Annotated in this window: 19 protein-coding genes; 11 read left to right on the forward strand and 8 right to left on the reverse strand. The window is 38.6% G+C overall.

Translation table 11 applies throughout. The features are described from left to right. Positions 1-9: 9 nt before the first annotated feature. Genes H4J76_RS08210 through H4J76_RS08225 form a run of 4 tightly spaced genes read left to right on the forward strand, consistent with a single transcriptional unit; the run spans position 10 to position 2,995 of the window. Positions 10-1,401 (forward strand): COG3014 family protein, encoded by a 1,392-nt coding sequence (locus H4J76_RS08210; protein ID WP_220466010.1) that lies wholly within the window; start codon positions 10-12, stop codon positions 1,399-1,401. A 10-nt stretch (positions 1,402-1,411) separates the two neighbouring features. After that, on the forward strand, positions 1,412-1,849 hold the full coding sequence (locus H4J76_RS08215) for a YcfL family protein (RefSeq protein WP_182203657.1): 438 nt from the start codon (positions 1,412-1,414) through the stop codon (positions 1,847-1,849). 39 nt (positions 1,850-1,888) lie between these two features. Further along, entirely contained in the window at positions 1,889-2,491 is a 603-nt protein-coding gene (gene lpoB, locus H4J76_RS08220; RefSeq protein ID WP_070376678.1) for a penicillin-binding protein activator LpoB, read from the forward strand. A gap of 30 nt (positions 2,492-2,521) precedes the next feature. After that, positions 2,522-2,995, forward strand: a complete 474-nt coding sequence (locus H4J76_RS08225; protein WP_182222154.1) for a glycine zipper 2TM domain-containing protein — start codon at positions 2,522-2,524, stop codon at positions 2,993-2,995. A gap of 68 nt (positions 2,996-3,063) precedes the next feature. On the opposite strand, the gene H4J76_RS08230 is transcribed toward H4J76_RS08225, so the two are convergent. Further along, complete coding sequence (locus H4J76_RS08230) at positions 3,064-3,249, reverse strand: hypothetical protein (protein ID WP_182214313.1); 186 nt, start codon at positions 3,247-3,249, stop codon at positions 3,064-3,066. Positions 3,250-3,561: 312 nt separating this feature from the next. Continuing rightward, positions 3,562-5,052 carry a M28 family peptidase gene (locus H4J76_RS08235; RefSeq protein ID WP_182230399.1) on the reverse strand — a complete coding sequence of 497 codons (1,491 nt, stop codon included), beginning with the start codon at positions 5,050-5,052 and terminating at the stop codon, positions 3,562-3,564. Positions 5,053-5,517: 465 nt separating this feature from the next. On the opposite strand from H4J76_RS08235, the gene H4J76_RS08240 reads away from it, so the two are divergent. The 4 genes from H4J76_RS08240 (at position 5,518) to H4J76_RS20155 (ending at position 14,601) form a co-directional block, all read left to right on the forward strand. After that, entirely contained in the window at positions 5,518-8,679 is a 3,162-nt protein-coding gene (locus H4J76_RS08240; protein ID WP_182230400.1) for a TonB-dependent receptor domain-containing protein, read from the forward strand. 276 nt (positions 8,680-8,955) lie between these two features. Continuing rightward, positions 8,956-9,477 (forward strand): shikimate kinase, encoded by a 522-nt coding sequence (locus tag H4J76_RS08245; protein ID WP_182214319.1) that lies wholly within the window; start codon positions 8,956-8,958, stop codon positions 9,475-9,477. Positions 9,478-9,511: 34 nt separating this feature from the next. Beyond that, positions 9,512-10,822: an exonuclease subunit SbcD gene (gene sbcD / locus H4J76_RS08250; protein WP_182230401.1), complete on the forward strand. Its 1,311-nt coding sequence runs from the start codon at positions 9,512-9,514 to the stop codon at positions 10,820-10,822. After that, positions 10,819-14,601: an AAA family ATPase gene (locus H4J76_RS20155; protein ID WP_182230402.1), complete on the forward strand. Its 3,783-nt coding sequence runs from the start codon at positions 10,819-10,821 to the stop codon at positions 14,599-14,601. The genes sbcD and H4J76_RS20155 overlap by 4 nt, the downstream gene beginning before the upstream one ends. Before the next feature lie 68 nt (positions 14,602-14,669). On the opposite strand, the gene H4J76_RS08260 is transcribed toward H4J76_RS20155, so the two are convergent. The 4 genes from H4J76_RS08260 to gloB form a co-directional block, all read right to left on the reverse strand. Then, positions 14,670-15,470, reverse strand: coding sequence for a hypothetical protein (locus tag H4J76_RS08260; RefSeq protein WP_182230403.1), 801 nt, complete (start codon positions 15,468-15,470; stop codon positions 14,670-14,672). A gap of 167 nt (positions 15,471-15,637) precedes the next feature. Beyond that, positions 15,638-17,302, reverse strand: coding sequence for an asparagine synthase B (asnB, locus tag H4J76_RS08265; RefSeq protein WP_182230404.1), 1,665 nt, complete (start codon positions 17,300-17,302; stop codon positions 15,638-15,640). A 211-nt stretch (positions 17,303-17,513) separates the two neighbouring features. Then, positions 17,514-19,232, reverse strand: coding sequence for a LysM peptidoglycan-binding domain-containing protein (locus H4J76_RS08270; RefSeq protein ID WP_182230405.1), 1,719 nt, complete (start codon positions 19,230-19,232; stop codon positions 17,514-17,516). A 92-nt stretch (positions 19,233-19,324) separates the two neighbouring features. Beyond that, positions 19,325-20,155, reverse strand: a complete 831-nt coding sequence (gene gloB / locus H4J76_RS08275; protein WP_310733526.1) for a hydroxyacylglutathione hydrolase — start codon at positions 20,153-20,155, stop codon at positions 19,325-19,327. Between the two features lie 71 nt (positions 20,156-20,226). On the opposite strand from gloB, the gene H4J76_RS08280 reads away from it, so the two are divergent. Together H4J76_RS08280 and H4J76_RS08285 are read left to right on the forward strand one after the other, a co-directional pair. Continuing rightward, positions 20,227-20,973 carry a class I SAM-dependent methyltransferase gene (locus tag H4J76_RS08280; RefSeq protein WP_182222146.1) on the forward strand — a complete coding sequence of 249 codons (747 nt, stop codon included), beginning with the start codon at positions 20,227-20,229 and terminating at the stop codon, positions 20,971-20,973. Positions 20,974-21,004: 31 nt separating this feature from the next. Next, a complete protein-coding gene (locus H4J76_RS08285; protein ID WP_220466011.1) occupies positions 21,005-21,766 on the forward strand; it encodes a Nif3-like dinuclear metal center hexameric protein in 762 nt (253 codons plus the stop codon). A gap of 1,287 nt (positions 21,767-23,053) precedes the next feature. On the opposite strand, the gene H4J76_RS08290 is transcribed toward H4J76_RS08285, so the two are convergent. Further along, a complete protein-coding gene (locus H4J76_RS08290) occupies positions 23,054-23,809 on the reverse strand; it encodes an ElyC/SanA/YdcF family protein (protein WP_182230406.1) in 756 nt (251 codons plus the stop codon). A gap of 109 nt (positions 23,810-23,918) precedes the next feature. On the opposite strand from H4J76_RS08290, the gene H4J76_RS08295 reads away from it, so the two are divergent. Continuing rightward, positions 23,919-24,212, forward strand: coding sequence for a hypothetical protein (locus H4J76_RS08295; protein WP_182214333.1), 294 nt, complete (start codon positions 23,919-23,921; stop codon positions 24,210-24,212). Positions 24,213-24,268: 56 nt separating this feature from the next. On the opposite strand, the gene H4J76_RS08300 is transcribed toward H4J76_RS08295, so the two are convergent. Then, complete coding sequence (locus H4J76_RS08300) at positions 24,269-25,327, reverse strand: alkene reductase (RefSeq protein ID WP_182230407.1); 1,059 nt, start codon at positions 25,325-25,327, stop codon at positions 24,269-24,271. Positions 25,328-25,383 lie beyond the last annotated feature (56 nt).

A 25,383-nucleotide genomic window follows, 5' to 3' on the forward strand; every position in this document is an offset into this window, starting at 1 on the left:
TTTTGTCTTATGTTTTCAGTAGCGACGCTTGTTGGCTGTACATCTATAGGCATGAGTGATTTGTTTTTTGGTTACAGTCAACAGATGCAAGAATCTCGTTCAGCTCAGTTAAGAGGTGATTTCGTTGTTGCGACAACATCAGTTATCTCGGTTAATCGCCAGCATAATAATTATGGCTTGAGCCAACTAGAAAAAGCCCGTTTACAGTTTCTTTCTCATGATTGGCTGGCGAGTCAAAAAAGTTTTGAATTAGCCTACCAACAAGTGCAGGCTGAAGAGCAAGCAGCGAAAATACAAATAAGCAGTGGCTTGAAAAAAGTCAGTGCGGTGGTGACTAATGACAATGCTATTGGCTATGAAATACCTTCATACGAGCAGGGTATGTTGCATTCTTATCAAGCGCTAAATTATTTATATCAAGGCAGTTTAGAGGGCGCTTTGGTTGAAGTGCGCAGAGCTAATTTAGTGCAAGAACGTGCATTAAAAACTAATCAAGCTGAACTCTACAAAGCTGAAGAAGAAATGGCCGAAAAAGGCATCAACAGTAATAAATTATATGAGAACTTCCCATCAATGGATAACTTAATTGGTGATCTAAAAAACAGTTTTCAAAATGCTTATACTTTTTATCTTTCGGGTTTATTGTATGAAACAGCTAAAAAGTTTGATGATGCCTATATTGACTATAAGCGAGCGCTAGAAATATATCCCAATAATACGTTTGTGCAACAAGATGTCTTGCGATTAGCTAATAAGCTAAATATGAATGAAGAACTTGCCCGCTTTGAGCAAAGGTTTGGTCGCTATCAAGGGCAAAATAAAATAAAAACAGGTCAAATAGTTGTTATTTTTGAACAAGGAATTGTTAGTGCAAAAGAAGAGGCAAGTTTAAATTTACCTATCTTTAATACTCGCTCAGATTTTAAATTTTTCACTTTTGCTTTACCTGTTTATCGAGGGCGCTTACCGGCATTAATACCTTTGAGTATCAGTATTGATGAAAAAAGTTACCTTTCGCAAGAAATTGTCAGGCTTCAGTCTTTAGCAAGCAAAGACTTAAAAGAAAAATTGCCGGGTTTGGTAACAAGACAAGCGATACGTTTAGTCGCCAAAGAGCAGATACGTCAGAATTTGAGCAAGTCGGGTGGTGATGTCGGTAATATTTTAGCCAGCCTTTATAATATTGCTTCAGAAAAAGCCGATACTCGCAGTTGGTCAAGTTTGCCCGATAATGTGCAAATAATGAGGTTGGATAATGTTGCGGTAGGTCAGAAAAAATTGACGATTTCATATGCAGGTAAAAAGCAGCTCGTTGACATTGACGTAGCAGAAAATAGAACGACGCTCATTAATTTTACCGCTCTGGGTAACTTTACCGGTTATCAAACTATAAATTTGTAAGGATAAAAATATGCATTATTTTATAAGAATTTCAGCTATTACCGTGTTCAGCTCAATATTTTTTCTGGGTTGCGCTGCGCCAATAACCTCGGGTATCGGTACCAGTGCGATGACACAAGGTGATGAGTTTTCGAAGCATTTAGAGGTCCATAACCCTAAATTAGCACAACAGCTAAAAATTATTGATGTAAAATCAAGAAAAACCAATGGTTTACTAGAAATAAATCTACAGCTTAACAGTACCTATAAAAAGTCATTGAAATTGCAATACCACTTTAACTGGTTTGATGCGCAAGGATTTGTGATTGAATCACGAAAAACACCCTGGAAGCCACTTGAATTACATGGTTTTCAGTCAACAAGCTTAAGTGGACTCGCACCGAATGAACAGGTTGCTTCGTTCACTGTTTACGTGAGAGAAATCCCAGAAAAAGCTTATAGATATTAAATATTAAAATTTATTACGTTATATATTAAGGAAGTACTTATGAAAAAATTAATGATTGCTACTACTGTTGGTTTAGCTATTACCCTTGTGGCGGGTTGTGCACAAAAGTCAGTTGTTCGCTACGGTGATGCGACAGCGGTTGAGACGACCGATATTAACTTTGGCTCTACTGACTTACAAAAAGTTGCTGGAGAAATGACTGACTCGCTATTATTGTCGCCAGTTGTAGGTACGTTAACGCAAAATAAACGTCCGATCATGTTCGTTGAGCGCCTAAAAAATAAAACCAGCGAACATATTGATACTGAATCAATTACTGATTCAATTTCCACAAAGTTACTACGTTCAGGCAAGTTTCGCTTTGTTGATATGGCGCGAGTAGAAGCGGCTCGTGAACAAATAAAATTTCAACAAGACAGTGGTATGGTTGACACCAATAAAGCTGTGCAATTTGGTAAGCAAGTTGGCGCTGAGTATATGCTTTATGGGAACTTATCAAGTATTGTAAAATCTAACAAAGACAAGTCTGATGTCTATTATAAATTTACACTACGTTTAATGGATTTAGAAAGTGGCTTAGTTGAATGGGCTGACGAAACTGAAATTCGCAAAACTAAAGTTAAAGCATCAGTGGGTTGGTAAGAGCTGATATTCAATATTTAGGGGGAGATCATGAAAACAAAGCTATTTTCTTGTTTGTGCCTATTAACGATTTTATTAAGTCCAGTAGTGAATGCGCAATATGACAGAAATAAAGCCGTACCTGTCGAAAAAGTTCTCTTTGGAAAAGTACAATCGGTTAGAAATATTACTGAAGTAGAACTTATCGAAGATAAAGACAAAGGCTGGAAAGTTTTTGGTGGTGCGCTTATTGGTGGTGCGGTTGGCAATCAATTTGGTAGTGGTAGTGGCCGAGATGTTGCTACTGTCCTTGGTGCTTTATTAGGCGGTTCTATGGCCAATAATAAAAACCCACAATACCACCGTAAGACGCTTCATTTAGTTGAATTAATGATAAAAACTGACCAGGGTAAGGAGTTTATGGTCATACAATACTTAGACTCAAGAATGATTTTTCAACGTAATGACGCTATCCGCCTCATTTATTTGGAAAATGGCTCTGTTCGGCTTGATAAACAAATGTAAATATTCAAATAAATATATCAGGCTTGATAAAAAGTGAGTTGGTGTTAGCACCTGCTCATTTTTTTTGTTTAAATAATAACGACTTCGATGTCATTATCCCTATCTTGTTCAAGATATAACTGTGCTAGGTCAGCACTGCCGAATGATTTTTTGATTTTTTGATAAGCAATGAATTTTTGTCTTGCGAGTTTGGGGTCTTTACTTTTAAGCAGAAATAACCAAGTTTTTACCAGAGCAGTTGGCATTCTTTTCATATTATTACTCCATTAATAACATTTTGATGGAGTATAGATAATATTAATAAAAAAACGACCTTTATTTTAGAAAAAGGCGCTTAAAGCACGCTAGAGTAGATAAAGAAGTTTTAGCTTGTAGTAAAGTACTTGGCCACTTATCAAGTTAATAACTAAATAGATGAGTATTTATCCCCTTCCTTGATAAGAGACAATATCATCGATATAGCCGCTTTCTACTGTCGTAGAATGAGTTTTTTTCCTCTATCAACAAAAAACCGCTAGATATTGCTATCGAGCGGCGAAAAGTATTTAAAACAAGTTGACGAGCTTTTAGTGTTGAATACCACGTTTGTTTTCTTGCCAGCTTTGTTGTAAACCAAAGGTTTTCATCGCTTGTTCAAGGTTATATTTCTCAACCATTTTTACCACTTGCTCTGAGGTTTGACGTTGCCAAGGGATCTGGTCAAGGTTAGCAATACCTAAAATAGTTGCCCCCATAATAGCGGCGTTCAATTTTAATTGTTGTTGGTCTACTTTTTCAAAGGTATCTGATTGAGCATGATAATTAGATGCATAGTTAGCGTCTGCTTGGTTAGCCACAAGGTTTGCGATACCTTGCATCATAAAGTCATAATTGTCAGTGCCAACAACCGGATCGATTATTTGGCTAAATGAACCCAATTCAGTGTCGGGATGCAAAACACTGTCGATGGTTGCTCTAATTTCTTCACGACCATTAATAAAAAAACCAGTAATAGCACCGGTGCCAATGTCTATGGTTGCGGCTAAGACATGATTATCTAACTCGTCTCTATGTGTTTGAGTGTACCCCCAAGAACCGTACATACCTTGTTCTTCGCCGTTAAAGAGTAGAAAGCGAATAGTACGCTTAGGTGTTATAGCAAGCTTAGTGATTTGACGAGCAAGATCTATCACTAGACTAACATTAGCGCCATTATCAAGAGCGCCAGTACCCAAATCAAAAGAATCAATATGAGCACCAATTAAGACAATCTCATCGGGATAGGTGTCACCTTTTATTTCAGCAACAACATTATTAGCTTGATAAGGCTTTTCACCTAATATATTTATTTTCGCTGTTAATTTTAGTGATTCACCTGAGTTCAGTAGGCGTTGAGTGCGAAGGGCACTTTCCCTTTCCATAACAACAATGGCTAATTTATTATCAACCCCTGAGCTAGGTAAGTGGCGGTACAAGAGGTTTTTTGGCCGAGAAGACATATAAATAATACCTGTGGCTTTGACCGCTAACGCTTGTTCTTCGATGATGACCGCATTGTTATACTCTTGAAAAAGGCCTGAGATGCCGCGTTCATCATCCAAAATATCGGTTTCAATAAGTAGCCACTTATCTGCTAAGTAATGGTCAATATTCATTTTTTCAAAATCTGCCACGCTACCTTTATTCAGATTGACGATTTTAGCGCTCAGGCCTCGATAATGGGTTTTTTTAGTAAAAGGCATAGCAACAATACGAGGTGAAAAATTTATTTGGCTATTAAATACTTTAGCGCTAATCGTTTTCTCAGACCAAGCTCTTGGCATAGTAAAACTTTCTTTTTTAGCGGTAACACCCGCTTCATGAAATTTTTTCAGCGCCCAGTTAACCGATTTTTTATTTGCCTGAGTACCTGTTAAGCGAGCGCCTATTTCATCCGTTAGTTGCTTCAAGTCTGAAATAACTGGGGTGGGCGCCTTTAATGTGGCAATTAAGTTCTCAATGTCGCTATTAAAAATAGAGGTCGCGTAAGCACAATTGATTAAAAAAGCTGGCATAAGCAGCAAAGGAATAATTTTCATTATATTATTTTCTTTTATTGTTTTAACTATACATAACGCTTGGGGAATAATCAGTCAAGTTTGTTTTCAATAAAATATTATTAAGAGAAAAAATAAAAAGTTAACATCTTAAAGTAACTAGATAGAGATCAGTTAGATATAAGAATTTCTTTAATGATTTATTAAAACTTTACCCGTGAATTTTTAATATAAATCAGTGGTGAAGCTATCAATTAAATTACAACTCATTTTTAGAGTGACTTTATTTATCAATGTGTTGCTAAAAGTTTACAGAAAAAGTAAACCTTTTAAATTTGTTTACTATTTTTGGTATGAATTCTATACGTTTAGGCTAATGTTAGTTTGTTCAGTTTAACTTAAGTTACGTTTAGTTAAGGATATTACGAAGTTGTACTTGAGTGATCAGTGTTAAGGAATTAGCTGAATAATTATAAAAATAAATATAATTAACTAAAGGATAATATTATGACAAAAGCATCCCCAATAGCGAAAGCTATCAAATACGCACTGCTTGCTGGTGTATCTACTTCAATGTTATCAATGCCTGTTTTTGCTGAAGAAGTTGGCGCAGAAAAAGAAGTTGAACGAATTTCCGTTACGGGTTCACGCTTAAAAAAAGCAGAATTTTCAAATGCTTCACCTATCCATGTCATCACGGCTGAAGATGCAATGAAAGCTGGCGTTAGAACAGTCGCTGATTTATTACAAAATACATCAATGGCAAATGGTCAACAATTTGATGGTTCATATAACTCTAACTCTGGTGGCTCTAATGCATCAGAGGCACCGCCAAGTGGTGGTGTCGGTTCATCTAATGTTGGTTTACGTGGTTTAGGCCCAGAGCGAACTCTTATTCTTATTAATGGTCGACGATTGGGCTCATCAGGTGTGCGAGGTGCTCCATCACAACCTGATTTAAGTTTGATCCCGGTTAATATGGTGCAGCGTATTGAAGTGATCACCGAAGGAGCTTCATCTATCTACGGCGCCGATGCTGTTGCGGGTGTTATTAATATTATTCTCAAAGAAAGTTTTGATGGTTTTGAAGTTTCAGCAAATATTTCTGATACGCAACACGGTGGGGGCGCTACAAAAGATTTCTCATTTATTACTGGTTTTGAAGGTAAAAAATCAAAATTCACCCTCTCTGCATCTTATTATGAGCGCGATCGCATCGCCGTAAAAGACCGTACCGATTGTATTCGTAAAATATTTGAAGACGACAACGGCAAAAGAACCTCGGTGTGCTCAAGCCGCTTTTGGGATAATTCTATCTTAGATATTACCGGTTACAATGCTGATGATCCAAACGCGCCAGTGATGACCTATCCGCATCCATCAGGTATTGGTTTTTTTACCACCCCTGGCTCATCTGATGTTGGTATTCCGGGTTTTAGTTCGGCTTTTGGTTTACCCATTCCAAATGATCCTAACATTGATATTACCAGTTCAGATCAATTTAACCGCCGTATATACTCACCGGCACATTCTGATGCTGTTGACCGTATGGAAGCCGATTTAATTCAACCAGTAACTCGTTTTACTCTGGCGGTAAATGGTAGCTACTCACCTGATTTTTTTGGTGGTGATGAAGAAATATTTTACGAAGGCTATTATTTCCATCGTAACCTAACCAGCTTAGCTTCTACTGAACAAATTTATCCAACAATAGCTGCTAATATCCCCCATGAAGATGCTAATGGTAATTTAGTTACTAACCCCGATGGCTCATTGAATTTAGTTGATAACCCACTAAACCCATTTCCAGATTATGATGTTTCTCACATCATGACTTTAGAAGACTTACCACAAAAACGAGAGGTTGAATTAAATCACTTCCGCTTTGTTACTGGTTTACGTGGTGACTTTACCAGTGACTGGCTATCTAATAAGGGCTGGAGTTATGAGGTGTTTGTTTCATACGACCGCGGTGTTGGTGATCAAACTCAACCCGTAATGAATGAAACTAACCTAGCATTAAGTTTAGGGACATTGCGTCTAGACAATGCCGGTAACCCTATTTGTGGTATTAATGCCCCAGCTGGTATTGGTTTTATTACTGCCAATGAATGTGTTCCTGTCGACTTTTTTGCAGAATCTATCTTTAATGGCGGTAGCTACGGTGGTGGTACATTCGCTACACAAGCAGAAAAAGACTTTTTAATCGGTACGCGTATTAATACAACAACTGTTCAGCAATCAATGCTCTCAGGTTTTGTTACCGGTGACGTCTTTGACTTTGAAAAAGGTGCGGCTGCAACCGTTGCCATGGGACTTGAGTACAGAAAAGATCGCATAGATTCTGCGGGTGATATGCTAGGTTCAACAGGGTTAGTCGCGGCAGAGAATCCTTTAACAGAAGGAGCAACCGTTGGCTCTCGTGATGTGAGTGATGTTTTTGCGGAGATATCATTACCGATTGCGGTCGATCAAAACTGGGCAAATTTATTTGAAGTTGAAGCGGCACTTCGTTATACCGATGAGTCTAACTTTGGCAGTGAATTAACCAATCGTGCACGTGTTACCTACAAGCCTTCTGAAACTTTACTATTTAGCACTTCGTATGGTACCTCTTTTCGAGCACCAAATTTACGAGAGCAATTTCTTGCTAACCAATTTGGAGGTGTAAGTGGTAGTGCTGATCCTTGTATGGTCTCTGAATCTTTAACGACAAATAGCCAATATGATGCCTCTAAAGAAAATCGCTCACAAACAATTTTAGATAACTGTAGTGCTCAAGGTGCTGACTTTACTCAAATTGGTTTGAGTGGCGTACCCAGTATCCCAACCTCTTCAAGCGGTAATGCTAAAGACCTAAAACCTGAAACATCAGAAAATATTACGGCAACATTTAAGTGGACACCGGTGTTTGAAGGGGATTACGAGTTTAACTTTGGGGTTACTTACTTCAGCTTAGTCGTTGAAGATACCATTCGAACAATTAGTGCGGCGACTATTTTAAAGCGTTGTTTTGACTCTCCTAATATGGAAAGCTCATTTTGCCCTCGTATTTCAAGAAACAGTGGTAATGCACCCGTGATTAATTTTCCAAATTTAATTGATACCTCGTTTATTAATATTGGTGAAGAGACCTCGAAAGGTGTTGATGTTAATACACGGTTCGTGACTAACTTTGATAATGTAAGAATGACATGGGACAACCAATATACCTTACAAACTGAACGAGAAGTCACTATATTCAAAGGCGAATCATCTGAGGACTTGTTAGAAGATTTTGGTACGCCAGAGCATCGTTTAGTGTCAACCTTGAATTTTTCAATGGATGAATGGAACTGGATGATCATGGCAAATTATATGTCGGGTACTCAATCAGCTGATGATGTCAGAGATACGGCTAAATGTGATGTCTTTATTAAAAATGAAGACTTAGTTGGTAAGCCGCAAACGGTGCCTGTTTGTTCTGCCGATAGTGCGGTTTATGTTAATACATCAGTCACTTATACCGGTGATGACTTTTTAGTGACAGCAGGTATGAAAAATGTCTTTGATAAAGCGCCAGAGTTAGTTGATTTAACTGCTGGCTCGAACCGTGGCAACATGGTGACTTCATCGGGATATGATTTATATGGACGTAGCTTTTTCTTAAATGCTTCGTATCGCTTTTAGTCATTTAAGTAGTCATATTTAAGCAAGTCGATAAAGGGCGATACGAGAGTACCGCTCTTTTTATTCAGGCACTTGTTTGCTACGAATCAAGTTAAGCAGATAACCTTTGTTATTGGCCTAAGCCTATAGTCTTAAGCTTTATTCGCATTTAAATCATGGCTAGTTGTTAGTAAGGATAAACGCTATCAACTTGTTTTTTTTGCATTAAAACGCTAATTTTTTATCATCGGTTCAGGTACACTACCTTTGATAATAATATGACAAAAGGTGAGCTACTTGCAAAAAATCCTTATTTTTGGCAATGCTGCAGCAGGTAAGTCGACTTTAGCTAAAAAAATAGCGGCAAAACAAGGCTTAGCACATTTAGATCTTGATACGCTCGCCTGGCTGGCAACATCTCCACCGCAAAGAAAATGCCTGTCAGATTCAGCCATTGCAATTGACACATTTACTCAACAACATGAAAATTGGGTAATAGAAGGATGCTACAGTGACTTACTAGAGCTACTGATTAATAATAATGCAGTAGACCATGACAACGTTAACAAGAAAGCGTTTGCTAACGAAATTATCTACTTAGATATAACGATTAATACATGCATTACCCATGCTGAAAATCGTCCGTGGGAAGCGCATAAATATCCATCAAAGCAAGCTCAGGATGATAATTTAGCTATGCTAATCGATTGGATAAAGGCTTATGATACACGCACCGATACTTTTTCAAAGCTAGCTCACCAGCAACTTTATACTCGCTTTGTCGGTAAGAAAAAAACCATAAAAACCCATGAAAAATAACTCACACCTAGGTTTAAAACCTTAAGATAACTTTATGAAATTTCGTATTCTCCATACTTCTGACTGGCATCTAGGCCAAAATTTTTACGGTAAAAGTCGTGCTGCAGAGCATCAAAAATTTTTAAATTGGTTACTCACACAAGTTAGTGAACATGACATTGATGCAGTGATTGTTGCGGGTGATATTTTTGATACCGGCACGCCACCTAGCTATGCCCGAGAAATGTATTTTGATTTTATTGTTAATATGCATGAAAAAAACTGCCAATTAATCATTCTGGCCGGTAACCATGACTCTGTTGCCATGCTTGGTGAGTCGAAGCAGTTATTGTCACATCTATCATGTCAGGTGATCACCAGTGTTAGCGATAAGATAAATCAGCAAGTCATTACGCTTAACAATAAACAAGGTCAACCAGGGGCGATATTGTGTGCTATTCCTTTTATCCGCCCGCGCGATATTATTAGCAGCAGTGCGGGGCAATCTGTTAAAGATAAACAACAGTCATTGCAGCAAGCGATTAGTGAACACTATCAAACACTATTTACCCAAGCAGAAGTTATTTCTTCAGTAAATGATGAAAAAAAATTACCGGTTATTGCCACTGGGCATCTAACCACCGTTGGTGTGACCAGTAGTGAGTCGGTGCGCGATATTTATATTGGCACCTTGGAAGCTTTCCCTGCCAATGCTTTTCCGCAAGCTGATTACATAGCGCTTGGCCATATCCATCGCAGTCAACGGGTTGCTAAATCTGAGCATATTCGTTATTGCGGATCGCCAATAGCCTTAAGCTTTGATGAAGCAAGTCAAACTAAAAAAGTCTTAATCGCAGAATTTGAACAAGCAAAACTGAGTCAGGTTATTGAACAAGATATTCCCTGTTTTCAACCTTTATTGATGGTAAAAAGTAAATTAGAACAGCTCAGTGAAGATATCAATAAGCTGGTTAGCGAGCTCAATAGTTCGAAGACCTCATTAGAGAAAGAACAAAAAATTTGGCTTGATATTGAGATTAACAGTGCTGAATATTTACAAGATTTAACCCCTCGCATTGAAGCGCTTGTCAAAGAACTACCGGTAGAGGTCTTGTTGGTGCGACGCAGTAAAACATCTAGGCAGTCGATGCCTGAAAGCCAAAAGAAAATTACCTTAAATGAATTATCTTTAGCCGAGGTGTTCTCAACGCGATTACAGCAAGAAAATTGGCAAACAGACACAGAGATAAACCAAAAAAATCGACTTGAAAAAATGTTTGCGCAAACGCTAGAGCAAGTGCAACAGCAAAATACCACAGGCGAAAAACACAGTGAAAAATCTCAAGTTGCAGGTGAAACTAAGTGAGAATATTAAGTTTACGATTTGAAAATATCAACTCACTTAAAGGTGCGTGGAAAATTGATTTTAGCCAAGCACCTTTTGACAATAGTGGCTTGTTCGCCATTACAGGACCAACAGGCGCTGGAAAAACCACCATATTAGATGCTATTTGTTTGGCGCTCTACCATCAAACACCCCGTTTAAATATTTCAGATAAGCAAAACCAATTAATGACCCGCCATACGGCGAGTTGTTTAGCTGAAGTTGAATTTGAAGTGAAAGGTAAAGCTTACCGAGCCTTTTGGAGTCAACGACGCGCTAAAAATAGTGTTGAAGGGAATTTACAGAAACCGATTGCAGAACTTGCTGAAATTTCAATGTCGACAGCAGATAATGATCAAATAATAGCAACAAAAGTCTCGCAAGTGCGCAATGAAATAGCCAGTTTAACCGGTTTAGACTTTTCTCGTTTTACCAAATCTATGATGCTTTCACAGGGACAGTTTGCCGCTTTTTTAAATGCCCCCAGCAACGAACGAGCTGAACTTTTAGAAGAGTTAACCGGTACTGAAATTTATGGGCAGGTTTCACAGCAAGTCTATCTGAACCATAAAAATGCCAGTAACGACTTAAAAATATTACAAGCACAGAGTCAAGGTACCGTTATATTATCGGCAGAAGAATTAACCACGTTGACTCAACAACTTGCAACGCTTGGTGATGATGAACAACGAGTGACCACTGAACATGATTTGTGGCAAAAAGCACATCTTTGGCAACAAAAGTCGCTTGAAAACCATAACAGTATTAATGTGGTTAACAACCAACTTGAGTGTGTAGCACAAAAAGAGCGCGACGCCGAAGATGACTTACGCTTATTGGCTTTAGCTAAGCCGGCTGAGAAATTGCGACCTGTTTTCGAGCAACATCAGCAAAAAATACAATTACAAAAATCATTAGTGGTCAGTAACAATGAACTTTTAATTAGTTGTAAAAATATCGAACAGCAAACAACTATCGCTCAGCAAGCCTATGAAGCCTTAACGAAAGAGCAGGGCATTCAATATTTAGCCGATCAACGCATTGAAAATCTGATCATTGAAGAAGTGCTCCCCCTGGATAACAAAATCTTTCATTGGGTTAAACAAAAAGAAGAATCAGCCAATAAATTAGTTGAGTTAGCTAGTGCTCAACAATTATCAAAAAATAATTGTGACAAGTTAGCTAACGAGCAAGAACAACATCAAGTACAGTTTATTAAAAATGAAGGCTTTATTAGCAATAATCAGATATTGAAACTTTTGCCCGAGAAGCTGCCATTATGGCAAAGTCAGTATCAATATTTATCGCTCACTGAAGATGAAGTACAGCAAATCCTGAGTGACCAAAAAAGCTTACATTTACAACGTCAACAATTAAATGTTCAACAAGAAACCCAGCAAAATTTGATCAATAAACAGCAAAGTGTGCAAGATGGTCTTATTGAGCGATTTGAACAATATCAACAAGAAATAGCCGACGTCCTAGCGCAAGTGTCGATGAATGATCGATCAGCTTTACAAAACAAGATACAACAACGACAAGGGCAAATTGCTGAGCAAATAACTGCCCTTGAAAGCGCTCGTCGCTTTAACTTTTTATCAAACGAAGTCGCTAATGCTAGTGCCGATAACGCAGAAAAAAAACAGCAATATCAACGCGTTTCTGAACAAGTACTTGAATTAAGAAACCAATATCGACAAGTGCAGATAAGGCGTGATGATGTCATGCTTATTGTCGATCAACAAAAAACTATTTTATCGTTAAATGAACATCGTAAAAATCTTCAGCCCGAGCAAGCGTGTCCATTATGTGGTTCAAATGAGCATCCAGCTATTGACGAATATTCATCATTAGCCGAGGGGGAATCGTCTGAGTACCAGCAAAGGTTTGAGCAGTTAACGCAACAATTAAAACAATTAGAGCAGCAAGGCAAGGCTCAAGCAGAAATACAAGCTCAGCTTAAGGCGGAACTTGGCGTTGCCGATAAACAACAAGAAGAAAAATTAACAGAGCAACAAGTTTTATTCAGTCAATGGCACTCAAAAGCACAGCCACTCGATCTAGATTGTCCAATAGCAGATTTGGCCTTTATTGAGTCTTTTATTGGCGAGCGAGAAAATAAGCTAGAAAATTTTGTTAACACAAACGTTAGGCTTCAAAAGGCTGAACAACATTTACATCAGTGCCAGCAGCAATTAGTCGCTGCTGAAAAAGATAAATCAACGCTTGAAAACCAAGCTTTACTGCTGATAAATAATCAAGAAAATGTCCAAATAAGTTTGCAACAATTAACGGTTCTTCTCACACAAAAGCAAAAAATTAAGGCCGAAGGGCTTACTGCTTTTAAAGCCGATATTACCGCCATCGCCAAGCAGGTAAATACCGAGCAAAGTAGCATATCATTTGCAGCGTTGTTTAACGAAAACACTGAAACGCTAACCAGTAATGAAATTTTTTCTACTTGGTTTACTGAAATAAGCGAACAAGTAAAACACTATCAACAGACGTTGCAACAACAAGAACAGTTCTTGCAGGTCATTACAGGGTTAAAGCAACAGTTGGCTGTTGCACAAATACACCACAATGGCCTCAATGACGACCACGCGCAAGTTAGTCAAACTCACGGGCAAGTTGTCAGTGAACTAAAACAAGCTCAACAGCAACGCTTTACTCTTTTTGAAGAAAAAACCATTAGCCAAGTCAGAGTGGATATCACCACTAAGCGAAATGCGGTAGCTGATGAGCTTGATAAATTACAACAAACTTTTCAGCAATGCATGCAAACGCACCAACACCAACAAGGTCTTTTAAAAAGCGCTGAACAGCAATTAACACAGCTGAATGAAGAAGTTGAATTATTGACTTCAGCGTGGCAAAACGCCTTATCTAAAAGTGATTTTTCGCAAGAAGTTGATTTTATCAATGCGTTATTACCTCCTGATAAACAAGATGTGTTTCAGCAAGTGTCAGACAGTATTACCCTTGAAAAACAGCGTTCACAAACACTACTCGAACAATATCAGCAACAACTTCAACAATTGACTATTGATCAAGTTGCGATTCAACAAGCAGGTGTGAATGATTTTAGCACCTTGGCGATCACGGAAAAATTGGCAGCATGTAAAGAGCAGTTGAAACAAGCGCAGATAAAACTAGGACAATTAGGGCAAACATTAAAACAAGACGATATTCAACGCCAACAACAACAAGGTTTACTTGAAAAAATAACGGCTTTACAAAAAGATGTCGATGATTTAGCTCATTTAAACGGCTTAATTGGTTCGGCAGATGGCGCAAAATTTAGAAAGTTTGCTCAAGGGCTAACGCTTGCTCATCTCGTCTATTTAGCGAATCAACAGCTCGAGCGCTTACATGCTCGCTATCAACTTAAGTGTCAACAATCTGAGGCATTAACTCTTGAAGTCCTTGATACATGGCAAGCTGATAGCGTACGGGACACCAAAACACTTTCTGGCGGTGAGAGTTTTTTAGTGAGTTTGGCGTTGGCGTTAGCTTTGTCTGATTTGGTCAGCGCCAAAACCAGTATCGACTCTCTTTTTCTTGATGAAGGTTTTGGCACACTTGATAACGATACACTCGAAGTAGCACTTGATGCGTTAGACAGTTTAAATGCTAGTGGTAAAATGATTGGTGTTATAAGTCATGTAGATACGCTTAAAGAACGTATTCCTGTGCAAATAAAAGTTAAAAAATGCAGTGGCTTAGGTGTAAGTGAGCTGGAGAGTCAGTTTAGATTTTAGTCGACAGGGGATAGGTAAGAGTAGGTTGTTAAATAGTCATTAACCTACTCTTGCTTATTTTTATTGTGTTAAGAACCTTCAGAGAAAGGAGGTGCTGTTCTTGCGGGTATGTTGCTTAGTGCTTCTAAACTTTCAACTTTTAATAATAATTTTTTATTCTGCTCACTGAGTTGAGTGACGCGGCTTGCCAGGGCTATTTGTTGTTTATCACGACGTTGAGAGTTTGACTCTATAGCGGATAACTCCAGCGATAAATTTTTAATATTTTCAGTCAACTTTTCTTTTAGCGCGTCTATTGAGAACTCAGTAGCTACTTGCTTATTATTGACCTCGTTTACTGTGGCGTTTGTTGCCACAAGTGTTTTACCTTGAGTTACCGATAAGTCAGTCAATAATTTATTGTCTTTTTGTAAAGTCTTGATTTCAGATTGGTTTCTTCGCCAAGCAGAAGCCCAGAGCTTGTCCATTTCTTCCCACAGTTTATCACTGGTCTTGCCGAGTGTTTCTATGCGTACTTTCATCTCTACTGCAGATTCACCCATTTCTTCGCCTGTAGCGGAAAGTTGGTGCTCTAAGTCGGCAATACGTTGCTCTGCTGAAGCTATAATGGCATTTGTTTTAATATTTTCTTGATAAAGCCAATAGCCAGCACCCGCAATAAATAAATAAATAAAAATAATAGCCGCTTTAGCTATTTTTATTGGTGGTGAACTAGGTGTTTTTTGTGGCTTTACTATTTTAGGCTGAGGTGATGTATTATCAACCGAATTAGCTGAAGCGGGAGAATAAGTTCGAGTATTTTTGAATGCCTCGACCTGATCTTTATCAGGCGTGATACTCGGCATGTTATGGTCGATTTGCTTGGTCAAAATATTTTCCTGTTAGTACTATTTATATCATTTTTATCTTATTAGTTATTCTACACAATTATAATTCTATGTATTCAAATTAATATCATTATTTTAATGAGATAAAAAATTGAAAAAAAAACCAATAAGTCAGACTTATCGGTTTTATAATATTTTAAGGATAAATGCTAGTAACTATCGTTATGAACACTCATTACCGCTCGACCTGAAGGGTCAGCATTATTTTGAAAACTTTCATCCCATGCTAATGCTTCTTCAGTACTACAGGCAACAGATTTACCACCAATAACACAGTCGGCTGCTGAGGAAAGTGGAAACTTATCTTCAAAAACAGTACGATAAAAGTAGGCTTCTTTACTGTCTGGTGTATTCACTGGAAATTTAAAGTTAGCCGTTGCAAGTTGCTGATCGGTCACTTGAGACTCAACATGCGCTTTTAAGCCGTCAATCCAAGAATAACCAACGCCATCAGAAAACTGCTCTTTTTGACGCCACAAGATATCTTTAGGCAAATAACCTTCAAACGACTCACGTAAAATCGCTTTTTCCATTTTTCCATTGCCACACATTTTATCTTCTGGGTTGATGCGCATGGCAACATCCATAAAGTTTTTATCTAAAAATGGCACTCGGGCTTCAATACCCCAAGCTGACATAGATTTATTGGCACGTAAGCAATCAAACTTATGTAATCTGTCTAACTTACGGTTAAGTTCTTCATGAAACTCTTGTGCGTTAGGCGCCTTATGGAAATATAAGTAACCACCAAAAATTTCATCAGCGCCTTCACCTGAAAGTACCATTTTTATACCCATGGCTTTAATTTTACGCGCCATTAAGTACATAGGGGTAGAAGCTCGAATAGTGGTGACGTCATAAGTCTCTAAGTGATAGATAACTTCTTGTAAGGCATCTATACCTTCTTGCTCAGTAAACACCACGCTGTGATGAATAGTGCCTATGCTGTCTGCTACTGTTTTCGCGGCAATTAAATCTGGTGAGCCTTCAAGACCACAAGCAAAGGAGTGAACCTTTGGCCACCAAGCTTCAGCTAAGTCATTATCTTCAATACGGCGAGCGGCAAATTTTTGCGTTATAGCCGATATTAGCGATGAATCTAAACCACCCGATAATAAAACACCATAAGGTACATCAGTCATTAAATGACTTTTAACCGACTCTTCTAGCGCTTCACGAATTTTTGTTTTACTGGTGGTATTATCTTTTATCGCAGAATATTGTTGCCAGTTACGTTTATAATACTTTTGTAACTTGCCAACACGACTGTCAAGAATATGGCCAGGAGGAAACTCACTCACTGTTTTACAAATAGGCATCAATGCTTTCATTTCAGAGGCAACATAAAAGTTACCGTCTTCATCATAGCCAGTGTAAAGTGGGATAATGCCGATATGATCGCGTGCTATAAGGTAAGAGTTATCAGTTTCGTTGTATAAACAAAAAGCAAACATGCCTTGAAGTTTATCAATAAATTCGACGCCAAATTCTTTATATAGTGGCAGAATAATTTCACAATCTGAGCCAGTTTGAAATTGGTAATCTACCGTTAAGTTTGCTGCTAGGACTTTATGGTTATAAATTTCACCATTTACAGCGAGAATGTTTGTTTTGTCTTCGTTATATAATGGTTGAGCACCATGCTCAGTATCAACAATTGATAAACGTTCATGCACTAAAATAGCATGTTCGCTGCTGTAAATACCGGACCAATCAGGACCACGGTGACGTAATAAACGAGAATATTCTAGGGCTTTCGGACGAAGTGCGTCTGCACCTGTTTTTATATCTAATATACCAAAGATCGAACACATTGAAGCGCTACTCCTTTAAATTATTAACAAATTGTGAGGTACGTATAAAATTAATCGTTTATACGATAGGGCCACTGTGACAGCTATAAAAATATTATCAAGTGCTATTTTGCTGAATAACTTATATATGGTTATAAAGAGCCATTTTTAATGTAAAAAAACGCTAAAGACTGCAGTCAATAGCGTTTTATTAACCATCAAATGTTATTGATTAAATATTGTTAGTCACATCAACCGACAATTTTATCATTTGACCAGGTTGTAAATATTTTTTGCGATTTAAACTGTTCCAGCGTTCAATATCACTAATTGAGACCCTAAATTTATTGGCAATACGTGCGAAAGAATCACCACGTCTTACCTTGTAGGTGATATTTCGCATGATTGCCTGCTCTGGCGGCTGGTAAGACGTTGTGCTGGCTAAATTGTCTTCAACCACAGCGCTTTTCTGCCAAATAACCAGTTTCTGGCCAAGTTTTAAAACATCGCGTGGCGCCATACCGTTCCATTTTGCAATACTTCGGCTACTGACCTTATAGGTTTGTCCTATATCCCATAAAGTATCGCCTGCTACGACAAGGTGTGTTGTTTTCTCTCCACTTCGTTGACGGTTTTTAGTTGTCGCCGTCCGTTGCTTTTGAGAAAAGACATAACTGTCGAGCGACTGCGTCGCTACAGGAATTAATAAATGTTTGCCCGCACGAATTTGTGTGCCTCTAATATTATTAACCTGTTTAATTAACTTGATATCAGTATTAAATTTATGGGCAATTTCACCTAAGTTATCACCTTCTTTAATTTTATAACGTTGCCATGCTAAACGATCTTCTTGGGGAAGTTCAGCAAGCTTCTTCACAAAATTAGCGACTTTATGGTTTGGTATCAATAAACTGTGAGGGCCATCAGGGTCAGTTGCCCAACGATTAAATCCAGGGTTTAAGCGCTGTAATTCAGCTAAAGATAAATCAGCTAACTTAGCCGCTTTTGCTAAATCTAACTGCGATCCTATATCAATATTGGTGATCTGACTCTTGTTTTCAATTTCGTAAAGTTTAATATTGAAATCTTCAGGACGTTTTATTACATCGGCCAACGCAAGTAATTTTGGTACGTAAGCTCTAGTTTCTCTAGGTAAATCTAAAGACCAAAAATCTGTTGGTAAATTCTTACGAGCATTTTTTTTCATTGCGCGTTTTACGCGACCTTCACCAGAATTATACGCAGCGAGCGCTAATAACCAATCACCATCAAAAAATTTGTTTAAATATTTTAAATATTGAATCGCACCTTGTGTTGATGCAATGACATCACGGCGTCCGTCATACCACCAGTTCTGCTTCATATTGAATCGCTTGCCGGTTCCTGGAACAAATTGCCACATACCTGAAGCACGACCATGAGAGTATGCAAAGGGATCAAAAGCACTTTCAACTATAGGTAAAAGCGCTATTTCTAGCGGCATATCATTTTTTTCAAGTTCTTGAACAATATAAAAAATAAAGGGCTCAGCACGTTTTGCTACGCGGTCAAGATATTCAGGATGTTTTACAAACCAATTGCGTTGCTGCGTAAGGCGTTTATCTTCTGGAATTTCAAAGGTAAATTTAGTGCGAATACGTTGCCAGATATCATCGGATACATAAATATCATCAACAATTTCTGGGTCAGTTAAGGTAAATTCTACATCCGCAACCGGATGAATAATGTCAATGTTTTCATCGGCTAATATCGCCTGATTAATTTCAGCAGTGCTAGCGATCATCCGTTGGTCAATATCTGTTGCTTGAGCGCCATCACTATTTTGCACTGACGTCGCTTGACAACCCATTAGCATGACCGAGAAAGCAACAGAAAATGATAGCGGTAGAGCTTTTGCAAAAGTATATTTTTTAGCAGGTGATTTGTTTGATGTTTTTAAGATAAATTTCATGTAGGCACTATATTATTTTACTTAAGGTTAGTTTCACTTATTTAGCCTGCTTATTCAAGCGTGGCTAATACATTAGTCAAAGTGTTCTCGGCTTAGAATTCATTCTTCCACTGCCTAATAACGGTGAAAGTTGCTAAGGTATTTATTGAGTTTTTACCACTATAATCAACAGCGCTTTCGATGATTTCTTGTTGTTGGCAACGTAAAAACGGATTGATTTTTTTCTCAAGTAAAATAGAACTAGGGATGGTGGGAATATTTTTTGCTCGTCGTTCTACTACTTGATTGTAATAGTGAACGAGTTCAGCGTTATTTGGCTCAACCGCTAAAGCAAACTTTAAATTGGCTAAAGTGTATTCGTGCGCGCAGTAAACATGTGTTCGATCGGGTAAGTCGGTTAAACGGGTTAAAGCGCTCAACATCTGTTTTGGTGACCCTTCAAATATCCGCCCACAGCCGCCTGAGAATAAAGTATCACCACAAAAAACAGCATCACCAGTGTAATAACCGATATGATCTAAGGTGTGCCCAGCGAGATCAATGACTTCAAAAGAAGTTTCAAGCGCAGGAATTTCGATTATTTGCTTAGCGACTACCCGAACATCAACATTGGTTATCTTTTCATTTTCAGGCGCGTAAACAGTAAGTGGCCAGTTCTTATTTTTACAGTAGCTCTTTAACTCAGCAACACCACCGGTATGATCAGCATGATGATGGGTGATTAAAATAGCGCATAGCTGTAAATTATTTTCCTCTAAATAAGTAATGCAAGGTTTAGCATCTCCGGGATCGACCAGAGCAACGGGTTTTAGCGTTTTATTATCGGTCACGTTTACTTCATGAGAGGTTATTGCCCAAAAATAATTGTCGGTAAAAGCGGGGATTGCCGTAATCAAAATTGGCTTTAGTGTTTGACTTTGCACGTTAAATCGTCCTCAATGAAGGTAGAGTAAGTAGTATACCCGTAAACGAACTAAAAAGGCGTATCTAACTGATGAAACCTGCTTTGGGCTATCGACAACCCCATTACCCAAAATCTTGGCAAGCTTTACCAAACGGCGAGGTCATTGTTAAAGAAATTGAACAAGTGTTAGCGCCGTGGTGGCCAAAATTTTTTGGTTATCATCTATTAAAAATTGGTGCACTCAGTGGTCATATTGACAGCTCAGGCTGTACAATTAAACATCAAATAAATTTAGTCGAGCGAAAACAAACCGGTGATATTATTGCTGATGTAGATGATTTACCCTTTTTAGAACATAGCATTGATGTTTGTTTACTTAGTCACGCCTTAGAATTTTCACTTGACCCTCACCATGTAGTGCGAGAAGCAAACCGAGTATTGATCCCTAATGGTTACTTAGTTATTACTGGTTTTAACCCTTTTAGTTTAGCGGGACTTAATAAATTTATTCCTTATCGTAAACATAACACTCCGTGGAACGAACGTTTTTTTTCGGCAATGCGAGTGAAAGATTGGCTGCATTTAATGGGCTATGAAATATTAGTTGATGAAAAAGTTATTTATTCTTCTTTATCGGGACGGTTAAGCCAAGGTAAAATTGTTCAACTTTGGCAAAAAATTGCCAGTGACTTCTTACCTAATTTAGGGTCTATCTATGTCTTAGTGGCCAAAAAACGTGTCCACCCGTTAACACCTATTAAGCCTAAATGGGCGATAAGGCCGAAGTTTAAACAGGTAGAAGTGCCTAGTATGAATTCATCACATAAAATTAACTAACTTTTAAGTTCCTAACAAAGAGAATACAGTAATGATCCATCGTAATGATTTAGAGCAGCACCTAAATGCCTTGCTAAAGCCTGAACAAATTAAAGACTTTTGTCCTAATGGTTTACAAGTTCAGGGCAGTGATCAAATCCATAAAATTGTCACGGGCGTAACCGCAACACAAGCGTTAATTGCCAGAGCTATTGATGAAAAAGCAGATGCTTTAGTGGTACACCATGGTTTTTTTTGGAAAAATGAATCTTATGTTATTCGTGGCATGAAATATCAACGAATTAAGGCGCTGCTTGATCACAATATAAGTTTATTTGCCTACCATTTGCCGCTTGATATTCATCCGATATTAGGAAATAACGCTCAGCTTGCTCAATTATTTGAAATAAATAATGTCCAACCTCTAGAAGTTGGCAATCCTTTAAGTGTCGCTGTACGTGGTGAATTCTCGCACCATATTTCAGGTGATGAACTGAGTACACGTATCTCCCAGCAACTAGCGAGAAATTGCTTGCATATTACACCACCGTCTAATAAAAAAATAAAAACAGTTGCTTGGTGCAGTGGTGGCGGACAAAATTATATCGAGCTTGCTGCAGAGCAGGGCATTGACGCGTTTATTAGTGGCGAAATTTCAGAGCAAACGACCCATGTTGCAACAGAAATGGATATTCATTTTTTTGCTGCTGGCCATCATGCAACCGAGCGTTATGGCGCTAAAGCGTTGGCCAAACATCTTGAAAAAGAATTATCAATACCAACAGTTTTTATTGATATTGATAACCCTGCTTAGAGAATATACTTAGCCGTAATGATTAAACCCTACGTCATCCAGAATACACCCCATACGACATATGCCCCCCATCCGTCATCCTGAATTTATTTCAGGATCTCGTATTTCATAGCACAAAGACCAGATACTGAAACGAGTTCAGCATGACGGGCGAAGAAGATAAAGCCCAGATACTGAAACCGTCATGCTGAATTTATTTCAGTACCAGTATGACGGCGGAGAGCATAAAGACCAGATACTGAATGCACCCCATTCGTCATATGAGCCCCCATCCGTCATCCTGAATTTATTTCAGGATCTCGTATTTTATAGCACAAAGACCAGATACTGAAACGAGTTCAGCATGACGGGCGAAGGTGATAAAGCCCAGATCCAGAAACCGTCATGCTGAATTTATTTCAGTACCAGTATGACGGCGGAGAGCACAAAGACCAGATACTGAATGCACCCCATTCGACATATGAACCTCCATCCGCCATCCTGAATTTATTTCAGGATCTCGTATTTCATGGCACAAAGAGCAGATACTGAATGCACCCCATTCGACATATGAACCCCCATCCGTCATCCTGAATTTATTTCAGGATCTCGTATTTCACAACACAAAAACCAGATACTAAAACCGTCATGCTGAATTTATTTCAGTATCAGTATGACGGCGGAGAACATAAAGATCAGATATTGAAACCGTCATCCTGAATTTATTTCAGGATCTCGTCGTTCATAACACAAAGACCAGATACAGAAACCGTCATGCTGAATTTATTTCAGTATCAGTATGACGGCGGAGAATACAAAGACTTGATACTGAAACGAGTTCAGTATGACGGGCGAAGAACACAAAGACCAGATACAGAATGCACCCGCGTACGTCATATGACCCCCCATTCGTCATCCTGAATTTATTTCAGGATCTCGTACTTCATAGGACAAAGACCAGATACTGAAACCGTCATGCTGAATTTATTTCAGTATCAGCATGACGGGCGGAGAATACAAAGACCAGATACTGAAACGAGTCCAGCATGACGGGCGAAGGTGATAAATATCAGATACAGAAACCGTCATGCTGAATTTATTTCAGTATCAGCATGACGGGGAAGAATACAAAGACCAGATACTGAAACGAGTTCAGTATGACGGGCGAAGAACACAAAGACCAGATACAGAATGCACCCGCGTACGTCATATGACCCCCCATCCGTCATCCTGAATTTATTTCAGGATCTCGTCGTTCATAACATAAAGACCAGATACTGAAACCGTCAGGCGTAATATAAGCCGCTATTAGCTCTTTAACGACTGAACCACGCGGCCTATGCTCTCATACCAGGCATGAGTTGTTTGTTCTAATTTTTTTGGCGTAGGGATATAATCTTGCCAATATTTTTCGTCATTCATTCCTTTGGTCCATTTACCTGCGGGGGCGGCGATGGGGTTAATACCTTCTCGTTGGAAGTACTTAATTGCACGCGGCATGTGGTCAGAATTAGTTACTAAGACAACGTTTTTTCCACTGACCCTTGGCGCCATTAATTGTGCTTCTTCTTCGGTATCTTGTGCAAATCCCTCAACAATTATTTTTCTCTCAGCAACACCTAACAGCATTGCGGCTTGCTTAACCTTCTCGGCATTACTTGTTTCGTCATTACCAGCATAACCTGAGGTAATTAAGTGCGCTTCAGGGTGAATACGCAGAATACGCATCGCTTCAACGAGTCGTTGCAACGAACAAACACCTAATTCGCTAGTCGCTGGTAATTGAGCATCTGTGGTGTGCTTGCAGCCTAAAATAATAATATAATCAACAGGTTTACTTGAACGTGTGAACGCGGAGTATTGGCTTTCTAGCGGCGCCATAACTAGATTAGCAACCGGACTTAATGAACCTAGCGTTAATAATAAGGTCGCCAAGATTAAGCAGCTATAACTGAATCTCTTTTTATATTGATAAAAAATAATAGCTAATACCAATAATAGTATGACGATACTTAACGGCATGATCAGCGCGCTAATAATTTTTTTAAGTAAAAATAGATCCATAGTAATTAATCTTAGCTCGTTGTATATTTGAAAAATTATTCGAGATTATAATCATCATTGATGGATATACCAAGTGAAGTCATTGATTGATCACCTAGTGAGAGTTTACATGTCATATTGTTATGAGGTTGCCGTATTTTCTGTTAGTAAAGAAAATCAACAAAGAGTGATTGAATTAAGTCAGTTATTGTTTGAAGAAATGAACAAGGAAAGAGCCGTCTTAATATCACATCGTATATTAAGTAAGACCGATAATGATGAAGAAATTTGTTGGCAATTAGTTTGGTTAGATGAAGCAGCGGTTGAAGAAAATGCTAAAAAGTGGGCTACTTTTCCTAGCAGTGCAGAGCTAGAGTCACTGGTTGGATCACGGCTTTATTACGGACATTTTTTAGCGATTTAAATTTAGGGTAAGCGACTAAAAAAAGCGAAGCAAGTTATGCTTCGCTTCGCTATTCTTTAAATTAAGCTGGTTAACATTTCGGCATTATATTCAACCAAATCTTCACCCACTCGCACTTTAGCGACGTAATCAGCATTAGCAATAAAAGGTCGTCCGATTGCGACTAAGTCAAACTTATTATCGGCAATGGCATCACTGGCAGTATCTGGAGTATAACTGCCTACACCCACTAATGTTTTAGTGTAGTTGGCGCGGATATAACTTGATGCTTGGCCATCTAAATAATCGAAGACCATAGAATCATCAAAAATACCTAAATGTAAAAATGCCAGATCACGCTGTTCAAGTTCGGTCAGTAAGTGATCAAATACTTGGCGGTCTCTTCCATCCCCAGACATGAAGAAATAGGCACCTGGGCTTATTCTTAATGCCGTTCTATCTTTACCAATGCTGGCAATAACCGCATCAACAACCGCTAACGGAAAACGTGTCATGTTTTCTGGTGTTTCGCCGTATTCATCGGTGCGACGGTTGCTGTCGTAATGAAGGAACTGGTCAATTAAATAGCCGTTAGCACCATGAATCTCGACACCGTCAAAACCTGCTTCGATAGCATTTTCTGCCGCTTGAGCAAAATCTGCTATTAACTGCTCAATCTCTTGATGAGTAACAGCTCTTGGCACTTGATAGTTTAAATCACGCATTCTCGGTACTGTGCCTTCAACACCTACCGCCGATGGCGCTAAAACGTCACTAGAGCCATTATTATTGTGCTCAAAGAAGTGAGGATGAGCAACTCGGCCGGTGTGCCAAAGTTGAGCAAATATTTTACCGCCCTTATCGTGAACTGTCTTGGTGACAAATTTCCAAGCATTGACTTGTTCTTGGGTAAATAAGCCCGGTGTATTCGGATTACCTTGACCATCAGGACGGATTATCGTTGCTTCAGAAATGATTAAACCCGCTTCTGCTCTGCGGCCATAATATTCGGCCATTGCTACCGTAGGCACTAAGTTATCATCGGCCATACAGCGGGTTAATGGCGCCATTAATATACGGTTATTTAAAGTGATGGTGTCATTTAGTGCATAAGGTTGGAATAAATTATCAGTCATTAATTATCTCTATTAATTGATTTCTTTCTTGAATATGCGTTCAAGATAACGTTATT

Origin of the sequence: Colwellia sp. BRX9-1 (assembly GCF_014077195.1) — a bacterium.
Lineage (GTDB): Bacteria > Pseudomonadota > Gammaproteobacteria > Enterobacterales > Alteromonadaceae > Colwellia_A.